Raw genomic sequence first — 20,579 nt, forward strand, 5'->3', positions numbered from 1 at the left:
AAGGCCCCGGCATGGAACTGAGCGCGCCGCCGGAGCGCCGCGTGCCGGGCGATCTGGCGATGTGGTGTTTCATCCTGGCCGAGCTGGCGGTGTTCGGCGTGTTCTTCCTGGCCTATGCCTGGGCACGCCGGCAACAGCCGGCCTTGTTCGCAGCAGGGCAGGGCGAGCTGGAGCTGGGCCTGCCCACGCTCAATACCCTGCTGTTGCTGGCCGGCAGCGCCGCCATGCTGGCCGCGCTCAGCGCCTTTTCAGCTGGGAGGCAACGCGCCGGGCGGCGCTGGCTGGCGCTGACCTTGCTGGCCGGCGGCGGCTTTCTCGGCTTGAAAGGCTATGAGCTGGTGGGTAAAGCCTTGCAGGGTATCACCTTGTCCAGCAACGATTTCTGGATGTTCTACCTGTCGTTGACGGTGTTTCATTTCCTGCATGTGGTATTGGGCATGGTGATTGTGGCGGCGGTGTGGCGGCTGGCACGCAACGGCCGTTACGCGCCGGAGTCCATGGACGAGGTGGAAACCGCCGCCGCCTATTGGCATATGGTGGATCTGGTGTGGTTGTTGCTGTTTGCTCTGGTCTACGTGGCGAGATAAAGCGGCCGCGCAAAGCCTTATTTCGCATCAAGGCGGCTGCCGCGCCGCATCGGCATCATGCCCTCATGACTTATCCCACCCCTTTTACGTAAACCGGCCTGTGGCTGCTCTTGTCCGGGCTGACCCTGCTGGCGGCCTGGCTGGCCGAAGGCGGCCGGTTGCCGCATCTGGCGCTGATCGCGCTGGGCCTGGCCTGGCTCAAGGGTGTGCTGCTGGTGGAACGCTATATGGGCTTGCGCGAGGCGCCGTGCTGGCTGCGCGCGCTGGTGCAGGGCTGGCTGGCGCTGGTGTCGGCCGCGCTGCTGCTCAGCTTTATCTGAAGGAACGCCGATGAACGCGCCTGAACTCCTGACTATTCCTGTTCCCTTCTATCAGCCGCAAGGCGCGGAGTGCGAGCTGTTCGAAGCCGCCTGGCGTCAACAATTGCCGGTGCTGATCAAAGGCCCCACCGGCTGCGGCAAGACCCGCTTCGTCGCCCATATGGCGGCCCGGCTCGGCCTGCCGCTGATCACCGTTTCCTGCCACGACGACCTGAGCGCCGCAGACCTGGTGGGCCGCCACTTGATCGCCGACGGCGCCACCGTGTGGTGCGACGGCCCGCTGACCCGCGCGGTGCGGATAGGCGGTATCTGCTATCTGGACGAAGTGGTGGAAGCGCGCAAGGACACCACCGTGGTCTTGCACCCGCTGACCGACGACCGCCGCATCCTGCCGGTGGAGCGCACCGGGGAAGTGCTGCAAGCGCCGCCGGGCTTCATGCTGGTGGTGTCCTACAACCCCGGCTACCAGCACGTGCTGAAAACACTGAAACCCAGCACCCGCCAACGCTTCGTCGCCATGGCTTTCGATTTTCCGCCGCCGGAAGTGGAAATCGGCGTGCTGATGCTGGAAAGCGGCGTCAGCGAAGCGCTGGCGCGCCAGCTGGTGACGCTGGCCGGTCAGCTGCGGCGTTTGTCCGGCTACGACCTGGAAGAAGCCGCCAGCACGCGGTTGCTGGTGTACGCCGCCAAGCTGATCCAGGCCGGCCTGCCGCCTTTGCAAGCCTGCCGCACCGCGCTGGCGGAGCCGCTGAGCGACGACGCCGACACCGTGGCGGCGCTGCTGGCGGTGATTCAGACCCAATTCCCCGGCTGAGCGGCATGGAAGACATTGTCGGCGGCTGGTGGGACACACTGGCGCGGCGCGCGGCGCGGCGCGGTTTTCCGGAATGCGCGGTAGAGCTGGCGCAGGTGACGGCGCAAGCGCCGCTGTTCTTCCGCGCCATGGGCGGCGACCCGGCGCTGGCGCTGCGCTCCACCGTGGGCACCGAGCACGGTGCGCGGCGCGGCTGGCTGCAGCGGTTGGCCGGCATCGGGTCCAGGGTGGAGCTGGCCTGGCGAGACAGCCAGGCGCTCTATCTGCCGGAACGCATCGACTACTTTCCCAGCGCGGCTCTCAACCTCGACTGCTACTTCTGGCTGCTGGCCCAAGCCGCTTACGCCGCCGGCAGCAATGGCGACTGGCTGAGCTGCAACCGCCTGGCCGCGGCACGCGCCTTGGCGGACATGCCGGGCCTGGCCGCCGTTTACCGCCGGTTGGCGGCGGCCGCCTTGGAACTGCGACCGAACCCAGCCAGCCTGCCGCCGGCGGAGGCCGGGGTGGAGCGCGCGATACAGGCGGCGCTGAGCCGGCCGGAACACGCCGTGACGCTGCCGCCGTTGAGCCGGCCGCCGCAGCCGGTGCCGTTGTGGCTGCACCCGGAACCGCCGCTGACGGACGCCGACGGGCAGGCCAGCCCCCACGCCGACGGCGAACGCGGCGGCGGCAAGGACGCCCAGCGCCAGCGTCGCCGCTATCGCGCCCGGCGCATGGAACAGGACCCGCGCAAGAACGGCATGCTGATGGTGTTCCGCGCCGAGAGCCTGTTCACCTGGGACGAATACGTCAAAGTCAACCGCCACAATGACGACGACGATGACGGCAACGGCGAAATCGCCGCCGAAGACATGAACCGGCTGACCCTGGGCCAGGACGCTCACACTCGCGGCAGCCGGCTGCGTTTCGATCTCGACCTGCCGGCCGCCGCCTACGACGACACTCCGCTGGGGCCGGGCATCAAGCTGCCGGAATGGCACTGGAAGCGGCAATGCCTGGTGGAGGACCACTGCCTGCTGCGGCCGATGCTGCCGCGCGACGCCGCGCCGGCCCCGCTGCCGGAGCGTTTGCAGCCGCTGGCGCGCCGTTTGCGGCGGCAATTCCAGTCGTTGGCGCCGGAGCGCTGCCGACGCAGCGGCGAAACCGCCGGGCCGGACATCGACCTGGACCGGCTGATCCGCTTCCTTGCGGAACGGCGCGGCGGCGCGGCGCTTAGCGAGCCGGCGCTGTATCAGGACTGGCCGCCCGGCGAGCGCAGCCTGGCCTGCCTGACCCTGGCCGACCTGTCCCTGTCCACCGAAAGCTGGCTGGGCGAAACCGGCCGGGTGATCGACGTGATCCGCGACAGCCTGCTGCTGTTTGCCGAGGCTTTGAGCGCCAGCGGCGACGATTTCGGCCTGTACGGCTTCTCCTCGCTGCGGCGGCAGGAAGTGCGGCTGCAAATCCTGAAAGACTTTGCCGAGCGTTACGACGACGCCGCCCGCGGCCGCATCCTCGCCATCCGGCCCGGCTACTACACCCGCATGGGCGCGGCCATCCGCCAGTGCGCCCGCATTCTGAGCGAGCGGCCGGCGCGGCGGCGTTTGTTGTTGCTGATCTCGGACGGCAAGCCCAACGATCTGGACCATTACGAAGGCCGCTACGGCATAGAAGACACGCGCCAGGCGGTGCTGGAAGCCCGCCGCGCCGGCCTGACGCCGTTCTGCGTCACCATAGACAGCGAGGCGGGCGACTACCTGCCGCATCTGTTCGGCCGCAACGGTTATGCGCTGGTGAGGCAGGCGGAGCGCTTGCCGCAGGCGTTGACCAGGCTGTATGCCAGCCTGACCACATGAGAACCTGCCCAAAGTCTGCTACGCGTCGGCGGGATAGTTAGACAAGGGCGTTGAAACCGGCTTCGAAATGCTTATGTACCGTAAGTGCATTCCACTTTCTCAGCCGCTTTCACCTTGTCTCGCTCTAGCTCGCGAGACGTTGAACAGGTTCTGCACGCGGCCAACAAAACCCCTGATGCTGCGTCGGCGCGCCTTGCCTCAGGGATTGTGTTAGCCGCTCTAGCGGGCGGAATGGCCGTTGTTTGATCAGGCTCCAAGTCCGCTTGAGTCATGACTGGCAAGCTGAAAGTCACCCACAACGAAGACCCTCATGGCCAAAAAATTCCCGCTTCACCCCGCCCACCCCGAACGCATCTGCTGGGGCTGCGATCTGTATTGCCCGGCCCACTCCCTGCAATGCGGCAACGGCTCCAGCCGCACCCAGCACCCGGCGGAAGTGCTGGGCGATGATTGGTATCTGCACGGCGACTGGGGCCTGGAAGATTCGCCTGTCGTACTCAAAGACGGCTGACAAGACAATTCCCCGTTTCTCCCGCCACGCAGCCGGCTCTAATCACATCGAACTAGGCCGCTGCTGCCAATGGCGCATGGCCGTTGGCGGAGCGCAATTTTATAGTGTAAGCCTCCACCCTTATCGAGCCACACCGCCATGAGCCATCTGGACATCCCATCCTTCCTGCGCCACCAGCCGCTGTTCCAGCAACTCTCCCCGGAACAGATACAAGCGCTGGTGCCGCACACCCAAGAACTGCGCGGCCTCAAGGGCCAGGTAATCTTCCAGAAGGGCGACCCCTGCGACGGCATGTTCCTGGTGGTGTACGGCCGGGTGAAGCTGGCGTTGTCCTCGGCGCAGGGCAGTGAAAAAGTGATGGAAATCGTCCACCCCGGCCAGAGTTTTGCCGAGGCGGTGATGTTCCTGGGCCGGCCCTGCCCGGTAATGGCCCAGTTTCTGGAAGACGGCATGCTGCTCAAAGTGGAAGCGGCCGGCATCCTGCAAGCGATAGACCACGACCCGGCCTTTGCCCGGCGCTTGCTGGCTGGCCTGTCGCTGCGCCTGCACGGCCTGGTGCGGGACGTGGAGCGCTACTCCATAGAAAGCTCTTTGCAGCGGGTGATTGGCTATCTGCTGCAACACATCCCGGAGGAGGGCGACAGCCTCACGCCGCAGGTATCGCTGCCGGTGAACAAAAGCCTGATCGCCTCCCGGCTCAACCTGACCCCGGAAACCTTCTCGCGCATGCTGCACCAGTTGATCGAGGCGGAGCTGATCCAGGTGGACGGGCGCGACATCACGCTGGTGGATGTGGAGCGGCTGAAGGCCTTCGGCAGCTGCGCTTAGAACGCCCCGGAGCGTAGCGATACCCACCTGCAACAGGTCTGCCCAATAAGCGGCCGGATAGCCGCCTATTGGCGGTTATCGCCTAAGGCCCCGCCCATATGCTGCCCTGAGTCACAGCAAAGGGTTGAAGTGATCCAAGCCCTGTTTCAAGCGCTGCTCTATCGGCTCCAGCAGGGCCAAGGCTTCTTCGCTGCTGAACAGCAGCGGCTCGTCGCGTCGTTCCAGCAAAGTCAGCAAGGCTAACAGCCCAGTGTGGGCGGCGCGCATATCCATCATCCCGCGCAACAAGGCGGAGTCCAGTTCGACATAGCACTGGTTGATTTGCTGGCCCAATTCGTCCAGCAGCCCCGCATTGCCGGCAGCAGCAGGCAAGCGCTGGGAACAGTGGTGCAGCTGCTCCATCACCGGCACAGCGGCGGGTGCGACAGTTTGGCCTGCGCAGTGAGGACAGGCGGGCGGCGGTATGGCGGGGGGAAAAGTAGAGAAGGTCATCACGGTCTCCATGTCATCTTTGGAAACCTGCCCAGGCGAGGCTGGGGCAGGCACATGACAAGGTTGCAAAACCGGCTGACTTTTCAGTGACCGGCAATCCTTTCGGATTCCCTGCCACAGCCCGCCCCGAATGGGTACGGCGTGGCAGCAGACGTAACGGTGCCAAAGCGGACCGTTGTGTCTGCGGAAAAGTCAGTTTTGGGTTTGCAAGCCCTGCGCAGTGTGATTGAGCACGGCGCGGAACCAAGCCTAAACAGGCTGGGAGGGGGCGTCAAGGGTGGGGGAGGGGAGGCGGGGCAGGTGATGGCTCTTCGGCTGAAGTGAGCCGCTTAGTTATATCCCAGAGCAGAAGCCCCCAATTTTGGTGTGCAAAGCTGGAGAGGATATTTGTCATAACTGGTATTGGAGAGCAGATCAGCGCCCCGACAGGAATTGAATTGATTTTAAATATTGTTGTTTTTAAAGTAATTTATATGTTTTGTTTTGTGGAAATACCCCTAAAGATACCCCCAGGGCTATTTTTTGCTGACAGGAATGGTTGCTTTCGACCCAAAGCGGTTCTTCACAGTTGGCACTCGTCCGCCGCAAAAATGATGCTTAACTTTCAAGTATCGCAAACAGCAGAGGTGTGGCTGTTTGGATTGAACGGACTCTTTAACACAGCTGACCCACTTCTGTCCTTGACTGCAAGTGGCTTACCATAGTTTACGAGACTGGATGAAGTTCAAAGCAGCCAGGGCGTATTGGCGCAGCTCGGCGTCATTGATATCTGTCCGCGGATGGCCTCCAGAGGTGTCGTGGTGAAAGGATGCAGCAAATTCATTGAAATCGCAAAGTGCTCGATGTAGCGGTTGAAGAGCTACCAACGGATTGGGGCTTGTGGCGTTTTTCACTATATCAAGCATTTGCCCGACGGTCTGCCCGTCTTTGAAGCGCTTAGGGAAAGATTTATGCATATGCCCTTCAACTAGCGGGCGAAGGGCCTTGGCCACATCCAAGAGCTTCTCCTGGGGTACCTCTCCAGCAAGGAACTTCTCGGTCAAGACATAGTTCTTGTAGTAGTCAGAAGCGCAAAACTCATCCAATTCAAAGTTGGTGAGTAAGCTGCAGTTGTCGGCGTCGCGATGCAGGCAGAGCTCTAGGGTCTCCCCGACGTTCATGCGCCTGACTCGCTTTCGCAGCTCGCGCAGAAAGTGAGCGTCGTGCCCCAGGACGATAACTTGGGCGCACTCCTCGACCATCTTGACTACCGCGTTTGCCGTGTTGTGCCGGCGGTGGTGGTCCAAGCTGGTGAACACGTCATCAAGCACCACGGAGGCGTGTGCACGATTTGGGTCTGCAAACAGCCTAGCAAGGAAAAATGCAAACGCCAGGGTGCGCTTATCACCTTCGCTCAAGGCTGCGTGGAAGGAAAGCTCCCCGGCCGCGCCAGGGCCGATGTTAACCTTTGCGCCACGTACGTTAATGACGTAGTGCCCACGGGGGTCACCGCCTGCATAAGACGTCGTTAGCTTCTCGATGTTGAAAGGCGCACCAAAGAGACCCAGCCAGTAGTTGATAGCTGTCTGGAAGGTGGTTAGCAGGTTAGCCATCAAGTTATCGAGGTTGGTCTTGGCATCGTTTTTGGCCTTCTCCGCATTCTTGTATTCGTTCCTGGCACTTGTCACTGCGTCCACCAAGGCCTTCACCTCTGGGTCGTGGCGAACCTTCTGTAGCTTCAACGTCATCCGCTTAGCCGTCAGTGTCTGCAAGTCAGCTGTGACCAGGGTCTTCTTATGAGCGCTTATCTTCTCGTTGATAGCATCGATTTCGGCGTTGAAGGTGGTCACCATCGTGATGATGGAGATGAGGTTGGCTTCAATCTCGGCCACATGGCTGCTCTTGATGGCTTCGAGTGGGAACGCCTTCTTATGCTCAGCTATCCTGACCAGGGACTTCTGAGCCTCTTGAATGATGTTCTCCGCTGCGGCGATATCGATAGTCGGCAATGTGAACTCGATAACGCCATTCCAACTGCTTGCAGCACCCTCATTGAAGGCTTGGATGCCTGCCCAACTTGAGAGGAAGGCTGCAGAAATGCCCTGAGTCACTAGGCCGTGCAGGGATTCGATACTTGCTAGGTAGTCTTTGTATGCTTGGTTGAAGTAGGTTTTGTAGGCCTGGATGAGCGCCAGTCCCTCAGTCTTCTGTCCACAAAACGGGCAGTCTGGCTCGGGTTTGTGATGCAGCCCAGTGGCGACCCAGTGCTCTGTTGCAGCCCCAAGATGGGTGTCGAGGTGCTTTTTGACTAGCTCTTCAGCACCGTCTTGCACTTGCTCGAACTCGCTTCCCACGATGGACTTGAACTGCGCCAGGTCAAACGTGGGAGCATTCAGCTTCTTGAAGTCAGGCTTGGCCAGGGTGACTGCAATGTCCTGAGCGTCAGCTATTTGCTTGTCCAGGGCCTGAATTTCGGCATCAGCATTGGGTGCTTCTTGCAAAGCAATGAAGCGGTCCACAGTCAGGTCACTGCGGTAACCTGTCAGAGCCCCTTCGGCCTCGCGGACCTCGCCGGCCTTGGTTCGCTGCAGTTCGCTCTGCTTATAGAACTCGGCTTGGGCGGTGACCGCTGCATCACCAAGAGCAAGCTCTAGTAGTGAAGCACGCTGGTCGGGCGTCACTCCGGAGCTTGCGTAGACGTTACGCTCGACGAATTCTTGGTTAAAGACGTGCAGGTTTGGCTTCTGGCCGGCCCAAACGTTACCATTGAATTGGGCATTAAAGTCACCTGCCGGGGCTTTGAATCGTAGTAAGACCTTCTGATCGTTCTGGGTACCAATCGTCTTGCGTTTGGTCAGCTCGGGTACGTTTGCTGATGCACATGCATTTAGTAAAGCGGCAAGGGTTGATTTACCGCGTGCGTTATCGGCGTAAATAAGCGTAACTTTTTCCAGAGTTATCGGACGCAGAACACCATTTTTGATGACGCCGACATTGTCAATGCTTATGACTTTTTCCAGCATAGCAAACCACCCATATTTCGTTTTCTTGAAAACTGGATACTCGAAGGTATGATGAGGTGCTTTCTTAGTAAGCTCTCCGTCACTTGCTTTTGCTGAGTGCGGTCAAGGCAAGACATTCCCCTAATATACTGGGTTGTGCCCGCGTAGCCATGGGCTCTTTGAGACTACTCTCGCTATCCCAAAGCAGACAGCAGGGAGGGGCCGCTCTTGGCCGTTAGTAGTCAATTGTAAACCGCGTCTTTCTCGTCATTCAGCTAGGCACACACACCTAAATTCCCCCCGAAACCGTGGATTGATCCCTAAGTCTTTGTCCTGTAACGGCTTTTCATCCACGGTTTGTCCACGGCCTCACCCACCGATTCCGTGGATGCCGCATAAACTTCAATAAAATCAATGCGATGAAGGGAAGGGCGAATCCACCATTTCCACGACTTCCGCTGGCAAACCCGTGGATTAATTTTTAAGCAGCGCTCCGAAACCGTGGATGGCCCTTGTCTTCCTTTTTCATGGCTTTTTATCTCTATCTCTTTGTTTTTAAAATAAGAAGAAATACTTAGAGACCGTAAAAGGGTAAAACCCCAATGTGGAAGAAATGGGGCAAACCGTGGAAGTTTGAGGGGAAACCGTGGATTTCGGAGGGCAAACCGTGGATGGGTTGTTCTCAACAATCAATGACTTAGGTCGTGAAGCAGGGTCAATCCACGGAATTTTTTTACCTACTCCCCTACCCAATGGCACGGAAACCGGCGATTTCCGGCCGTTTTCGTCGAAAGTGTTGTGTCAATGTCATATTTGATGTGTAAGAGGCTCCGCAATTTTGCAGTTTGAGCGGTGGAATGCGTGACAGCCCACACAAGGCGGGCTGTCGAGGAGAGGCGCGGGGGTTAGGGCTGGACGTCGGGCGCGGCGTAGAGGCCGAGCTTTTCCAGTTGCGGCAGGCTGATGGCGGTCAGGTGGCCCTGGCGGCGGCCGTGGATGGTCTTCTCGACGCCGTCGGCCAGCACCACCGGGCTTTGCAGCAGCTGATGCTTGAAGATGCGCCCAGTCTTCACCGGCAGCGCGTCGAATTTGGCGCGCAGATGCGGCGCGGTGGAGAGGTGATCCATCACGTGATTCGGTCGGAGGAACAGCGCCATCTCGCTGCGGCCGTCCGGGCATTTGACCCGGTCCCAGCAGTGCGGGTAGTCAAAGCGGCGCGCCTCCAGTTCGGACAGCAGGATTTCCATGATCCAGACCCAGGGCAGGCGGCTGCCGTCGGTGTCGACGATATGGCTGTTCATCTCGGCCATCAGGTCTTCGATGAAGCCGCCTTGCTGCGGGTCGAGGTCGGCGAACTCGCACAGCAAGGCCCAGCTGCACAGCAGGGCGGCGTAGTTCTCCATCATCCGCCGCGCGGTGGCGTCGCCGGTGGGGGCGCGGCTGTGGCGTTCGCACAGCCCCAGGTAATGGCGGTGCAGGTCGCGCAGCCGGGCCGGCTCGACGTCAGCCAGAAACTGCAGCCACGGCCACAGCGGGAAGGCCGGCAGATCATGCGGAATCAACGCGCCTTGTCGCGCCACCGACAGGCTGCTGCGGCACAGCTTGGACTGCAGGCTCTGCACGTCCACTTCCTCGCCGGCCAACAGCACCGGCGCGCACATCAGGTACGGCGTCAGGCTGGCCCCGACGCGGGTGAACTCGAAACGATAGGTCGACTGCAGCAGCGCGTCGATGTCGGACAGCACCGTCTTCGGCAGCTTGGAGAATTCATCCCAGCCCACCGGCTGCGAGGTGAACGACACCGACGCCCGCCGGCGGTGGTCGGTCTTCAGCATCTGCCCGGACAGCACCTGAAACGCCAGCGTGGTCTGCAGGCTCTCTAGCAGCTTGGACTTGCCCGAGCCCTTCTCGGCCTGCATCTGGAAGTGCGGATAGAAGCCGAGCAGGGTTTTGAGGTGCGCGCCCAGGGCCCACACCAGGGGGATGGCGGCCGCATTGTGATGGAAGGTGTCCTGATAGGCTTGGATCACGGTGCGCGCCTGTTGCGGCGTGCCGCGCGGGAAGGTCAGGTTGTAGTACAGGCATTGCTTCTGCGGCTCGACGAAATAGCAGTCCTGCCCCTCTTGCGCCGTCAGCGCGCCGGCCTTCCACGCTAGGCCGACGAAGTTAACCACGTCACGCGCGCCCAGGTCGGCGGCCCGCTCCATCAGGTTGACCAGGCGCTGGAACTGCGCCGGCTTCCAGATCGCGCCGAAGCGGCTTTTCCACCATTCCAGGTTGTAGAGCTTGTCGTCGGTGGCCACCTCGCGCTGCAGCGTCACCCCATGCCGCGCCAGCTGGGCGCTGACGCCGAACACGGTTTCCGGTTGATGGTCGGCCGCGCCGCTGATGGTGGCCAGGTGGCTTTGGATGCGTAGCCGCGACAGGCTGGCCACGCGGAAGGAACACAGGTCGCCCAGCGTCTCGGAACGGTTGCCGTCGTCGTCGGTCTTGAACTCGTCGACGTATTGGGTGAAGTCCTCCTTCACCCGGAAACGCCAGTACACCGCCCAGTCATGGCCGGGGAGTTGCACCCGCCGTGTCCCCTCCAGCCGTTCGCCGCCGCCGGGCATGCCGGGCAACAGCCACGCCTCCAGCTTGCGCAGCCGGCCGCGTAATACGTCCGCGCCGTGCTGGCGCAACACGTCGTTGAGGTCTTCGCCTTCGTCCCAGTCCTGCATGTCCACCAATAGATGGCCGATGTCCGCCGCCGTCAGCTTCTCCGACAAGCGCCAGGCCGCCGCCAGCCCCGGCCGCACGCCGCTGGCCGGATTCACCGGGTCGCTATGGTCCAGCGCCACCCGCACCGCCTTGCCGCGCAATACGGTCCAATCGAGGCTGTCGACATTGCCGACGCCGCGCAGCGCCAGCGCCGCCACGTCCGGCGGGGTGCAGCTTTCCACCGACAGCGCATTGATTGGGCTTTCCACCAGATAGACCAGCCGGGCGCGCTGCAGCCGCTGCGGGTCGCTGCACCAGCCGTGGCCCTCGCGCGCGCCTTGGCATTGGGTCTTCACGCCGCCGTTCAAAGCCGGATCGACATAGCGCAGATCCACCGCCGCCAGCCGGCCGCCGCTGCGCACCAGGAAGGCGACGGCCGCGCCGCCGTGACCCACTTCGCCGGCGGCGATCTTGGCGCTGTGCCAATCGTTCCAGCCCAGCGTCTTGCAGCGCAGCGCGCGCCGGATGACCGCTTCCTCAATGCCCCGGCCGGTCAGGTAGGCGACGGCCGCCTCGGCTTGGGCCAGGCAGCGCTCGCCGATGTAGTCGAGGGTGGACTTGCGCACCGGCGCGGCCTTGTCCTTCATCGCGGGTTTGGGTTGTGGCAGGCCGTACCAGTAGCCCAGCAGCCGCGCGGCCGCCAATGGCGTGTCCAGCTCCGGCTGGCAGTAGCGCAGCAAGTCGATGCAGCTGCCGCCGGCGTCGCCGCTCCAGTCCTTCCAGCCGCGGCCGTCGGCGAAGATCGACAGCGACGCTTGGCTGTCCGGGTGATGTGGGCTGTGATAGTTGCCCTTGCCCTGACGCTTCAGGCCCAGCCGGGCCGCCAGGTCGTGCAAGTCGATCTGTTCCTTGAGCTGGTCGAACCATTGGCCCAGCGCGGTCGGCGCACCGCCAGACAAGCCGGGGACGTCTCGCCCGGTACGCGGGAGAGGGTTTCTAGCATTCATGGGGGTGTCCTTAGAGCAGTTGGCCGATGTCGGCGCTGGCGTCGATGACTTGTTGCTGCAGCGGCGCTAGCAGCCCGGCCAGGCGTTGCGCCGGCAGTGGCTGGTTCTCGGCGCAGTCCAGCAACTCGACCAGGCCTTGCAGGCCGTCGCCGGTGCGCGTCAGGCGCGAGACGCCGGCGCTGACGGTGTGTTCGATGCGGCGGCACAGGCTGGCCAGTTGGCTCAGCGGCTCGCGCAGTTCGGCATGTTCGGGGTTGTCGGCCAGCTGCTGCAGCTGGGCCAGTTGGTGATGGACGGCGGACAGGATCAGGGCGTTCATGCCAGCACCTCCACGGCGAAACCGGCGGTGGTGCGATGAATCAAGGCACGTTGCCCCTGGGCGACCAGCAAGGCGGCGAGCGCGCGGGCTTCGGCTTCGTTGGGCAAGACGGAAACGGGGATAACGGACGCGGGGAAAAAGCGAGATAAGACGCGGGAAAGCTTAGGCATGGTGGCCTCCAATGTGTAGTTGGGGCTGCCGTCCGCTGCTAAACGGGGGAGGCAGGCACGTGACAGGGTTAGCAGACCGGCACATTGGAACCGGCATACCCGAAGGTATCCCCGCCACGACCCGCCATTGAAAAATGGGCGCACCGATAGCGGTGTACGGACGTAAAAAAGCCGCCATGGTGGCGGGTGTCCGCCAATGTGTATCGGGCTGCTAAACCCGGTCGCTGTTTTGAATGCGACGTAAAGATGGTGCAGCAATCGAGCGAGCTTGTCAATTCGCTGGCGGGGGTGGGAGATCAAATTCGCGCAGTTCATCGGGGTGGATATTTCTAAAGCGTGGAGCGGGGTCATCGGGAATGGGGGCGGGTTTTAGCGGGCATATCAATAAAGCCGCCATTCAATATTAAATAAGTGAATTAAATCCATTTCAGCCGACGCTATTCAAGGTCAATTTCAGGGGGCTACATGGCCCGCCGGCCGGCGAGCCATGGCGCTTAGTCCAGGACGCGATGACGCACGCGGCCGGGCGTCACCATCAGCGCTGGCCGAGGCGAGGGCGACAGGCCCGGCAAGGGGCGCAGCCGCTCCGGCGGAATCCGCGCGCCGCCGTGGATGGGCTGGGCCAGGGTCAACGGTTCGCCCTCCAGCGTCTTGTACTGGTGGCAGCAGTCATCGTTGCTGCAGTTGTAGTAATTCTCCTTGGTCGCGGCGCTGAGCATGCGGCTGGTGCGCACCCGCGACATCGCGCCGCACAGCGGGCAGGGAAAGGCCATCTTTGTCTCCTCAGTCCACGATTTCCACTTCTTCAATCAGCGCGCAGGCGGCCAGGTTCTCAATCACGTAGGCGTCGGCGCTGGAGTGGTAGAACAGCACGCTGTTGATGGCGGGGTCTTCCTGATAGCGGTAGCGCATGGCGTGGTGGTTGAAGTACAGCGACAGGTTGTCCAGCCGGGTAATTAGGATGCTGTCGCCGGGGAAGAAGGCCGCCGTCGCCGCTTGCAGGCCGCCCAGGCGCTGTTTATGAAACACCAGGTCGTCGCCGTCGGCTTGCGGGGTCGCGTCGCAGACCGCATCCGGCAGCAAGTCTGCGCCGACCAGCGCCACCAATCGCGGATCATCGCGCCAGGCTGGGGCCAGCAGGTTGTTGACGGCATGGCGCACCAGACGGTGCAGGTTGCGGAAACGCTCGCCCTCGCCGACCCGGACGCGCTCCAGGCAGGCTTTGGGCGCTTGCTCGCGGATCTGCTGCAGCCAGCCGACATTGACGTCCTGCAGCTGCGGATGCTGCGCCCGGTCAGAGTCCTGGGCGCGCTCCAGGCCGCGGAAGCCGATCATGATGCGGTCCAGCAGGATACGGCGCTCCAGCGTCTGTCGCGCGCGCGCCTCGAACAAGGCTTGGTCCTGCGTTTCGCTCATCCAGGCATCCAGCGTGGCGTAATCAAAGGCGGCGTCGAAGTTGGTTTGCTGGCAGAAGTATTGCGCCGGTTGCCAGGTCTTTTGCGCCGGCTGGCGCGCATGGCGGTTGGTGTCCACGGTGGCGGCCAGCGTGCCGGCGATATCGAAGTTTTGCGAACGGCCGGTGATCTCGGAAACGCCCAGCACATTGATGGTGGACAGCAGCCGGCTCTTCGCCTTCAGTGCGTTGAGGCGGGCCTGCGCCGCTTGCGGCTCCGGGGCGGCATGGCAGCTATTTGAGGTTTGATGCGCGTCCATATTGCTGAAGTAGCGGCCGATGAAGTGGTCCAGGGCTTGGCGGGTAGCGTTTTGCATGTCGTGGTCTCGCTTAGCGGTTGATCAGGGCTTGATATTGCTCGTCGCGTTCGGCTTGATAGCGGCGACGGGTCAGCGGGCTGTGCGCCATCGAGGCCGGGGCGGCCAGCGCGGGCAGCGGGCGGTTGAGCAAGGCCAGCAAGTCGTCCGGTTCCGCTTGCGGCGCAGAGTGCAGCGCCTGTTGCAGCTCGCCGGGCAGCTGCGCGGCATAGAGTTCATCGTGATTTCTGCGCAGTTCGGCGCGGCCGAACAGCCGCTCGATGCAGGCCTTTGGCGCTTGCTCCAGCAGCAGCGCCAGCACCGGCAGCTGTTGCCCCCATTGCGTGATTTGATCGTCCAGCACCGCGTCCCAATACTGACGACGCAGCGCGTGGCGCTCCTGCACCAGCGCTTCGCGCTGCTCGAACAGCGCCTCCTGCTGGATCTCGGCTTGAATCTTTTCTTCCTCGGCGATCTTGAGCGTCTCCTCGGCCAATTCCAGGTTGGCCATTTCCTTGTTCTTCAGCTCGCGCACCGCCTTGGTGGGAATGCCCAAGGTCGAGCGCATCGCCTGGCGGCAATCCTTACGCGCCTGCTCGGCTTCGCTGCGCAGCGCCTCGGCGGTTTGGACGCGGCGCGCGGCGTTTTCGGCCAGGGTCTGCCAGGCGTTGAGGTCTTGTTCGAAAGCGGCCAGGCGTTCGGTCAGGCCGGCGATGGCGACAGCGACGGTTTCTTGGGTGGTGGGGTTCTGGATATGCATGGTCTGAGTCCGGGAAGTTATGGGGTTAAGCGCGGCGGGCCGCGATGCGTGCCGCCATCCAGCTCTCGATTTCAGAGGACAGCCAGGCCACGCTCTTGCCGCCCAGCGGCACCGGAGCCGGGAAACGGCCCTGCTTGATGGCGTCGTACACCGACGAGCGGGACAGGCCGCACGTGGCGATGACTTCCGGCAAGCGCAGAAAGCGCAGCGGTTGAGAAGAGGGCGAAGCGGCAACAGCGGTCATGAAGCGTCCTTGTTGGTGGAGGTGGATATCAGTGGATGGCATCGGATACGCCGATCAGCGAACGCAGTATTGCGGAAATTACAAACGGGGTTTTGGGGTTGGGTTGTGCCGCGCTCCCACACAACAAAAAAATTTGAAATGCCCAAAAAACGCGGATTTTGCTATTGACGACGGGCGGGAAAACAAGGACGCGGGCGCAAAATGGCTCACCATGGAACGGCATCGGATGGCGGTGGACGGGCTAGGACGCACTCAGCGGCAAGGAAACGGGGGAAAGCAGGAAAACGCGAAGCGGGGACGGTCAGCGAACAGGGTAACTGCATGCATAGCGTGCATGAAAACGCATAAATCCGGGCGGGGGGACAAGGGCGTGCCAGGCCATACGGCAAGGGCCTGGCACGGGTTCATGCAGCTGCATGATTAGCGGCCCATGAAGTGCGGGGGCGAGGCGGGGCTTCGATAGCGCGCGCTGGGGGTTATGTTGTTGGTAGGCCCAATTTATCAAAAAATGCCTTATTACGCTCTTTGGCTGAAATCAGCAGCCGGTCAAACGAGATTACCTCAATAAATGCTTTGTAATTAGGGTTGTACCCAAAATATCCTAGATGGTCTTTTCTCACAGTCAAACCTAATGTTTTGCATCGACGAATTACGGTTGGTGTAAGGTCGCAAATTGCGTAGCAAAATCCGGGGATGTCATCAGATCTAGGAATGGGGCGTCCTGCTGAAGTTTGTGCTCCCCCCTCTCGTATTCTCTCGAGATATCCGAGAGCTTGCTCTACCGGATCTTTTTCTTCACCTGGGGCTGCATCATTTCTCATTGGTCTTTTTATTTCAACAATGACAATTGATGCCAAAGGGATGCGTTGGCCCTCAGAAACTAATATGGGTTCGTCAAAAATATTTAATGCGCAGATATCCGGTTTTTTTGTTTCAGAGCAATTTGTAATTGGCATGGAAATTAAAGGCTTGTCTGATGCCAGGAAATCATGAAATGCCAATCTCTCATCAATTAGCCAGAGGTTGCAGTTATCAAGACTTATTTCGTTCGATGTCTTTCTCATGGGCATGATGAGTTCATGAATTAGGTCTTCTCGTGCATATCTCCCATCGGGGCCGCGTTCTATTGCTTTCTCAAGAATGTCAATTATGACTTTTCTATGGAAAACATAGTTTGCTAAATCAGATTTTTTAATGTCATCGACCATCTCAAGATAGTCGCTTAGACGTTCTTGGTATTGTAGTGTGGTTTCTCCTTGGGCTGGGTCCATTACTTCATGCCCTTTTGAGAGTAATTCTCCCTCTATTTCAGAGAGCTGTTTGTGCAGAAGTAGGTCGAGTTCTTTATCTGAAATGTCTGGGTCAACACTTAATTTGTCCGCTGAAATCCTCTTTAGGATTGGCCGGTATCGGGGAGCCTTTTTCGAGATGAAATTCTGAACTCGTTCTTCGCCTAATTTTTTACTCTCTTTTAAATAGTTTTCAAGGTGCAGGCTGGATGACTTGATGATTGAGTTTCTTATGTCGGATAAGCTTAGCTCTGTTTCAGAGAAAAGGTCGTTATTTATCTCTTCTATGTCAAACCCAATTCTTTCAGGTCTAACATTGATATCTAGAAATGGCGAGGTAACATAGCAGGCATAAGTAAAATGATCGCCATTTTCATCTTTTAACCTTCCGTGAAGGCCCGGTAACTTGCTGGAAATATTTTCTTCTTCAACCACTCTGCTGGCGGCGCACCAAGCGATAAAGTGTTGCTTGGCGGAGTTCGCTTTTAATTTTATGTGGGTTAATTCAAATGCTTGTTCTTTGACTTTTATTTCCTCTTTGTGTGAGGAAGAGAACATGTATTCATTATATACATCATCTAGGTCTATTATTTCTTCGTCATCTTTTATTGTTATGTGAGGGGCGCCGCCGTCACGAACAAAATACCAAAGGCAATGTTCGAAAAGACTGTTGGCAATAGTCTTGGCCGTTTTGGCAGTTTTTTCTCTATAGGCTTTATTAAAGCCAGAGAGGTGGATGCAGGTACTTAATTTGGTTGGTTCAGTTTTTTTGTTTGTTGTTAAGTTTGATACGCCATTTGCCGCTGTAAATGTGAAGGTTCTGTAGTATATCAATCCGGAGCTGTCTTTAAAGTAGCTGGATATGTTTACTGCCTCAAATGCTTTTAGCCAAAGTAATCGACCAACTCCTCTGCATCCTTGCGAGGATTTATAATCGCTATCGAGAGTCTCAAAGGATGACATGTTTTTGTCATGGAATCCTAATCCATTGTCAAATATTTTAAATCCAATAATATTCTCTTGAGGTGGTGCGCCTCGTTTTGATTTGGCGTCATCAATGAAAAGAGATGTTTGCGGCATTCGAATTATTTCAATTGTAATTTCGCCATAATCCGGGGAGGAGTTTGCCTCTTCTATAGAATGTATAGAATTTACGACAGCCTCGAAAAGCGGCATAAGTCCATGACTTTTAGGTAGGGGTGTATTTCTTAGTCTTCCAGGAAGATGGGTACTTAAGCTCATATTTTCATGCCTCCGTGCGCTTTGTATGCTCAAAATTGCTCGGTCAACCCATCGGGTGGCCTAGTATGCTTCATTTTAGAACATTGGCATGTTGTTTGGCATTGTGCAAGCCTTACGCGCAGAGATTTTTGATTTAAGAATACTTATTAGATTCTTGTGAAGTTGTGTTCAGGTAGTTAGCCCACCACTGCATCATCTTCTTTCGATCTTCCATGTACTCGGCACGGTTGTAAGCTGCTCTTACCTTGTTAGTTTCGATGTGAGATAGCTGGCGCTCAATGGCATCTGGGTTGAAGCCTTCTTCGTTCAAGATGGTTGATGCTGTCGAGCGGAAGCCGTGTACGTCAGCTTTGCCCCTAAAGCCCATGCTGTGAAGCGCGCGGCGCAGGGTTTCCGGCGACATGGGACGGCGTGGGCTATTGCGGTTGGGGAAAATGTGTTCCCGGCCGCCGCTGATTGTGTGGAGCTGGCGGAGCACATTCAGAGCTTGCTTGGATAGCGGGACGAGATGGGGCGGCGCGGTTTTCTTGGATTTCTCCGGCAACTTGCGATGCTCTGGTGGGATGGTCCACAGCGCCTTATCAAAGTCGATTTCTTCCCACCTGGCCATAGCCATTTCTCCTACGCGGGTGAAGGTCAGTAGCATCAGCTTCATCATCAGCTTGGTTTGTACGTTGCCATCGTATTTCTCCAGCGCTTCCAGAAAGCTGGGGATGTCCTCGCGCATCAGCGCCTTGCGCGGGGTGGATTGCTGGCTCTTGAGGGCGTCGGTTAGCGGTGCGGCCGGGTCGCTGTCGCAGCGGCCGGTCAGGATGGCTAGGCGGAAGACTGCTGAGCAGCGTTGACGCAGGCGCTTGGTGGTGTCGATGTTGCCGGCGCTTTCCACCTTGCGCAGCACTTCCAGTAGCTCCAGCGGACGAATCTCGTGGATTGGCCTGTCGCCGATGTAAGGGAAGATGTGGTTCTTCATGGCCGACAGGACGCGCTCGCTGTGGGCGGCGGACCATTCGTGACTTTCCCTTTCATGCCATTCCAGCGCGATGGCTTCAAACGTGTTGGCGGCGGCAGCCAACTTGATCACCTTATCCATCTTGCGCATTGCCGCCGGATCATCGCCATCGGCGATCTGCTTGCGGGCATCATCGCGCTTCAGCCTGGCTTCCTTCAGACTGACTTCCGGGTATACGCCCAGCGCCAGCAGCTTCTCTTTGCCATTGATACGATATTTCAGCCGCCAATACTTCGCGCCTGTCGGCATGACCCATAGAGACAGCCCCTGTCCATCGGTGAGCTTGAGATGTTTGCCATCCTCGCGGGGCTTGGCGTTTTTGATGGCGGCATCGGTTAGGGGCATGGGGGTACTCCTCGCTTTGGGGGTATCGAAATCTGGGGGTACACAAGATACCACCAAAAATACCCCCGCATACCCCCGGCTTTGCTTGGATGGTTTCGGACTGCTTTGGACGTAAAAAAACCCGCAAAGCCTTATTTGGCGCGGGTTTGTGGACTTTCTCGGACTGATTTGGAAGTGTGAGTGGCGCCCCCGACAGGAATCGAACCTGTAACTGCCCCTTAGGAGGGGGCCGTTATATCCATTTAACTACGGAGACGCTTAGATAAACTTGCTGGCTCAGGCGCTGCGGTCCACCGACAGGCGGGCCAATTCCACCAAGGCCTGGCGGGTGTCCGATTCCGGAATCGGCGCCAGCGCGGCGACGGCCTGTTCGGCCACTTTGACCGCTTCGGCCCGGGCGTAGTCCAGCGCGCCGCAGGATTGTACCGCAGCCAGCACGTCCTGGAAACGATCGCGGCTGGCGTGTTCCAGCGCGTCGCGCACGGTGGCGGAGGCTTCCGGATTGCCGTTGCGCATGGTGTAGATCAGGGGCAGCGTTGGTTTGCCTTCGGCCAGATCGTCGCCCAGGCTCTTGCCTATGGTCTCGGCGTCGCCGCTGTAGTCCAGCACGTCGTCGATGATCTGGAAGGCGGTGCCCAGGTACATGCCGTATTCGGCCATTGCCCGCACTTGCTCGGCGCTGGCGCCGGCGCTGAGCGCGCCCACGCGGGCGGAGGCTTCAAACAGCTTGGCGGTCTTGTACTTGATCACGCGCAGGTATTCGTCTTCGGTAACGTCGGTGTTGCCGATGTTGAGCAGCTGCAGCACCTCGCCTTCGGCGATGATGTTGGTGGCTTCCGCCATCACCGCCAGGATGTCCATATTGCGGGTGGTCACCATCATCTGGAAGGCGCGGGTGTAGAGGAAGTCGCCCACCAGCACGCTGGCGGCATTGCCGAACAGCGCGTTGGCGGTTTCTCGGCCGCGGCGCAGGTCGGATTCGTCCACCACGTCGTCGTGCAGCAGGGTGGCGGTGTGGATGAATTCGATCATCGCCGCCAGCTCGTGCAATTGTTCGCCGCCGTGGCCCAGCGCGCGGCCGGACAATAGCGTCAGCACCGGGCGCAGGCGCTTGCCGCCGGCGGAAATGATGTATTCCGCTACCTGGCGGATCAGGACGACATCAGAGTGCAGCCGGGCGCGGATGACGCGGTCTACGGCCTGCATGTCGTCGGCTATCAGTGTACGGAAAAGCGGGGTGGACACGATTTCAACCAGTTATTTGAGATGGGTACGCCAAAGGCGAGAATGTTACCAGAAAAGCCCCTTAAGCCGCCATGGCGCTTACTTCTTAGAACTAAGTCAATGAAATCATTGACAACTTGACGGGCTGTCCGT

At 59.6% G+C, this 20,579-nt stretch carries 18 protein-coding genes and 1 tRNA gene; 6 read left to right on the forward strand and 13 right to left on the reverse strand.

Features of this window, described 5'->3' with window-relative positions:
• The first annotated feature begins 11 nt into the window (after nt 1–11).
• From ACUXV1_RS04070 to ACUXV1_RS04095, 6 genes are all read left to right on the forward strand, one after another.
• Nucleotides 12–587, forward strand: coding sequence for a cytochrome c oxidase subunit 3 (locus ACUXV1_RS04070; protein ID WP_114153244.1), 576 nt, complete (start codon nt 12–14; stop codon nt 585–587).
• Nucleotides 588–697: 110 nt separating this feature from the next.
• The gene (locus ACUXV1_RS04075; protein ID WP_446014565.1) at nt 698–907 is read left to right on the forward strand and encodes a cytochrome C oxidase subunit IV family protein; all 210 of its coding nucleotides are present in this window, start codon (nt 698–700) and stop codon (nt 905–907) included.
• Between the two features lie 10 nt (nt 908–917).
• The gene (locus ACUXV1_RS04080) at nt 918–1,721 is read left to right on the forward strand and encodes an AAA family ATPase (protein WP_446014563.1); all 804 of its coding nucleotides are present in this window, start codon (nt 918–920) and stop codon (nt 1,719–1,721) included.
• A gap of 5 nt (nt 1,722–1,726) precedes the next feature.
• Nucleotides 1,727–3,556: a VWA domain-containing protein gene (locus tag ACUXV1_RS04085; RefSeq protein ID WP_446014562.1), complete on the forward strand. Its 1,830-nt coding sequence runs from the start codon at nt 1,727–1,729 to the stop codon at nt 3,554–3,556.
• Between the two features lie 310 nt (nt 3,557–3,866).
• On the forward strand, nt 3,867–4,067 hold the full coding sequence (locus ACUXV1_RS04090) for a DUF3079 domain-containing protein (protein WP_043589808.1): 201 nt from the start codon (nt 3,867–3,869) through the stop codon (nt 4,065–4,067).
• Between the two features lie 138 nt (nt 4,068–4,205).
• Nucleotides 4,206–4,895, forward strand: a complete 690-nt coding sequence (locus ACUXV1_RS04095) for a Crp/Fnr family transcriptional regulator (protein WP_043635054.1) — start codon at nt 4,206–4,208, stop codon at nt 4,893–4,895.
• A gap of 111 nt (nt 4,896–5,006) precedes the next feature.
• Here ACUXV1_RS04095 and ACUXV1_RS04100 read toward each other — a convergent pair whose 3' ends face one another.
• From ACUXV1_RS04100 to ispB, 13 genes are all read right to left on the reverse strand, one after another.
• Nucleotides 5,007–5,387 (reverse strand): hypothetical protein, encoded by a 381-nt coding sequence (locus ACUXV1_RS04100; RefSeq protein WP_143330159.1) that lies wholly within the window; start codon nt 5,385–5,387, stop codon nt 5,007–5,009.
• A 695-nt stretch (nt 5,388–6,082) separates the two neighbouring features.
• Complete coding sequence (locus ACUXV1_RS04105) at nt 6,083–8,389, reverse strand: AAA family ATPase (protein ID WP_446014561.1); 2,307 nt, start codon at nt 8,387–8,389, stop codon at nt 6,083–6,085.
• Between the two features lie 884 nt (nt 8,390–9,273).
• Entirely contained in the window at nt 9,274–12,075 is a 2,802-nt protein-coding gene (locus ACUXV1_RS04110; RefSeq protein WP_446014560.1) for a toprim domain-containing protein, read from the reverse strand.
• Between the two features lie 10 nt (nt 12,076–12,085).
• A complete protein-coding gene (locus tag ACUXV1_RS04115) occupies nt 12,086–12,394 on the reverse strand; it encodes a DUF1484 family protein (RefSeq protein WP_446014559.1) in 309 nt (102 codons plus the stop codon).
• Nucleotides 12,391–12,564, reverse strand: a complete 174-nt coding sequence (locus tag ACUXV1_RS04120; protein ID WP_446014558.1) for a hypothetical protein — start codon at nt 12,562–12,564, stop codon at nt 12,391–12,393. The genes ACUXV1_RS04115 and ACUXV1_RS04120 overlap by 4 nt, the downstream gene beginning before the upstream one ends.
• Nucleotides 12,565–13,058: 494 nt before the next feature.
• A complete protein-coding gene (locus ACUXV1_RS04125; RefSeq protein WP_446014557.1) occupies nt 13,059–13,337 on the reverse strand; it encodes an ogr/Delta-like zinc finger family protein in 279 nt (92 codons plus the stop codon).
• 10 nt (nt 13,338–13,347) lie between these two features.
• Nucleotides 13,348–14,334 (reverse strand): P2 family phage major capsid protein, encoded by a 987-nt coding sequence (locus ACUXV1_RS04130; protein WP_446014556.1) that lies wholly within the window; start codon nt 14,332–14,334, stop codon nt 13,348–13,350.
• Between the two features lie 13 nt (nt 14,335–14,347).
• Complete coding sequence (locus tag ACUXV1_RS04135) at nt 14,348–15,073, reverse strand: hypothetical protein (protein ID WP_446014554.1); 726 nt, start codon at nt 15,071–15,073, stop codon at nt 14,348–14,350.
• Nucleotides 15,074–15,098: 25 nt separating this feature from the next.
• Nucleotides 15,099–15,317 (reverse strand): AlpA family transcriptional regulator, encoded by a 219-nt coding sequence (locus ACUXV1_RS04140; RefSeq protein WP_019100960.1) that lies wholly within the window; start codon nt 15,315–15,317, stop codon nt 15,099–15,101.
• Nucleotides 15,318–15,793: 476 nt separating this feature from the next.
• Nucleotides 15,794–17,848 carry a hypothetical protein gene (locus ACUXV1_RS04145; RefSeq protein WP_446014553.1) on the reverse strand — a complete coding sequence of 685 codons (2,055 nt, stop codon included), beginning with the start codon at nt 17,846–17,848 and terminating at the stop codon, nt 15,794–15,796.
• Nucleotides 17,849–17,981: 133 nt separating this feature from the next.
• Entirely contained in the window at nt 17,982–19,202 is a 1,221-nt protein-coding gene (locus ACUXV1_RS04150) for a tyrosine-type recombinase/integrase (RefSeq protein ID WP_446014552.1), read from the reverse strand.
• A 181-nt stretch (nt 19,203–19,383) separates the two neighbouring features.
• Nucleotides 19,384–19,458: transfer RNA gene (locus ACUXV1_RS04155), tRNA-Arg, on the reverse strand.
• A 20-nt stretch (nt 19,459–19,478) separates the two neighbouring features.
• Entirely contained in the window at nt 19,479–20,408 is a 930-nt protein-coding gene (ispB, locus tag ACUXV1_RS04160) for an octaprenyl diphosphate synthase (RefSeq protein ID WP_143330348.1), read from the reverse strand.
• Nucleotides 20,409–20,579 lie beyond the last annotated feature (171 nt).

It is taken from the genome of Chromobacterium sp. W521, assembly GCF_052805975.1.

Coding starts and splice junctions, on each gene's coding strand:
- ACUXV1_RS04070 (WP_114153244.1), top strand. CDS start 12: ATGGAACTGAGCGCGCCGCCGGAGCGCCGCGTGCCGGGCGATCTGGCG.
- ACUXV1_RS04080 (WP_446014563.1), top strand. CDS start 918: ATGAACGCGCCTGAACTCCTGACTATTCCTGTTCCCTTCTATCAGCCG.
- ACUXV1_RS04085 (WP_446014562.1), top strand. CDS start 1,727: ATGGAAGACATTGTCGGCGGCTGGTGGGACACACTGGCGCGGCGCGCG.
- ACUXV1_RS04090 (WP_043589808.1), top strand. CDS start 3,867: ATGGCCAAAAAATTCCCGCTTCACCCCGCCCACCCCGAACGCATCTGC.
- ACUXV1_RS04095 (WP_043635054.1), top strand. CDS start 4,206: ATGAGCCATCTGGACATCCCATCCTTCCTGCGCCACCAGCCGCTGTTC.
- ACUXV1_RS04100 (WP_143330159.1), bottom strand. CDS start 5,387: ATGACCTTCTCTACTTTTCCCCCCGCCATACCGCCGCCCGCCTGTCCT.
- ACUXV1_RS04105 (WP_446014561.1), bottom strand. CDS start 8,389: ATGCTGGAAAAAGTCATAAGCATTGACAATGTCGGCGTCATCAAAAAT.
- ACUXV1_RS04110 (WP_446014560.1), bottom strand. CDS start 12,075: ATGAATGCTAGAAACCCTCTCCCGCGTACCGGGCGAGACGTCCCCGGC.
- ACUXV1_RS04115 (WP_446014559.1), bottom strand. CDS start 12,394: ATGAACGCCCTGATCCTGTCCGCCGTCCATCACCAACTGGCCCAGCTG.
- ACUXV1_RS04120 (WP_446014558.1), bottom strand. CDS start 12,564: ATGCCTAAGCTTTCCCGCGTCTTATCTCGCTTTTTCCCCGCGTCCGTT.
- ACUXV1_RS04125 (WP_446014557.1), bottom strand. CDS start 13,337: ATGGCCTTTCCCTGCCCGCTGTGCGGCGCGATGTCGCGGGTGCGCACC.
- ACUXV1_RS04130 (WP_446014556.1), bottom strand. CDS start 14,334: ATGCAAAACGCTACCCGCCAAGCCCTGGACCACTTCATCGGCCGCTAC.
- ACUXV1_RS04135 (WP_446014554.1), bottom strand. CDS start 15,073: ATGCATATCCAGAACCCCACCACCCAAGAAACCGTCGCTGTCGCCATC.
- ACUXV1_RS04140 (WP_019100960.1), bottom strand. CDS start 15,317: ATGACCGCTGTTGCCGCTTCGCCCTCTTCTCAACCGCTGCGCTTTCTG.
- ACUXV1_RS04145 (WP_446014553.1), bottom strand. CDS start 17,848: ATGAGCTTAAGTACCCATCTTCCTGGAAGACTAAGAAATACACCCCTA.
- ACUXV1_RS04150 (WP_446014552.1), bottom strand. CDS start 19,202: ATGCCCCTAACCGATGCCGCCATCAAAAACGCCAAGCCCCGCGAGGAT.
- ispB (WP_143330348.1), bottom strand. CDS start 20,408: ATGCAGGCCGTAGACCGCGTCATCCGCGCCCGGCTGCACTCTGATGTC.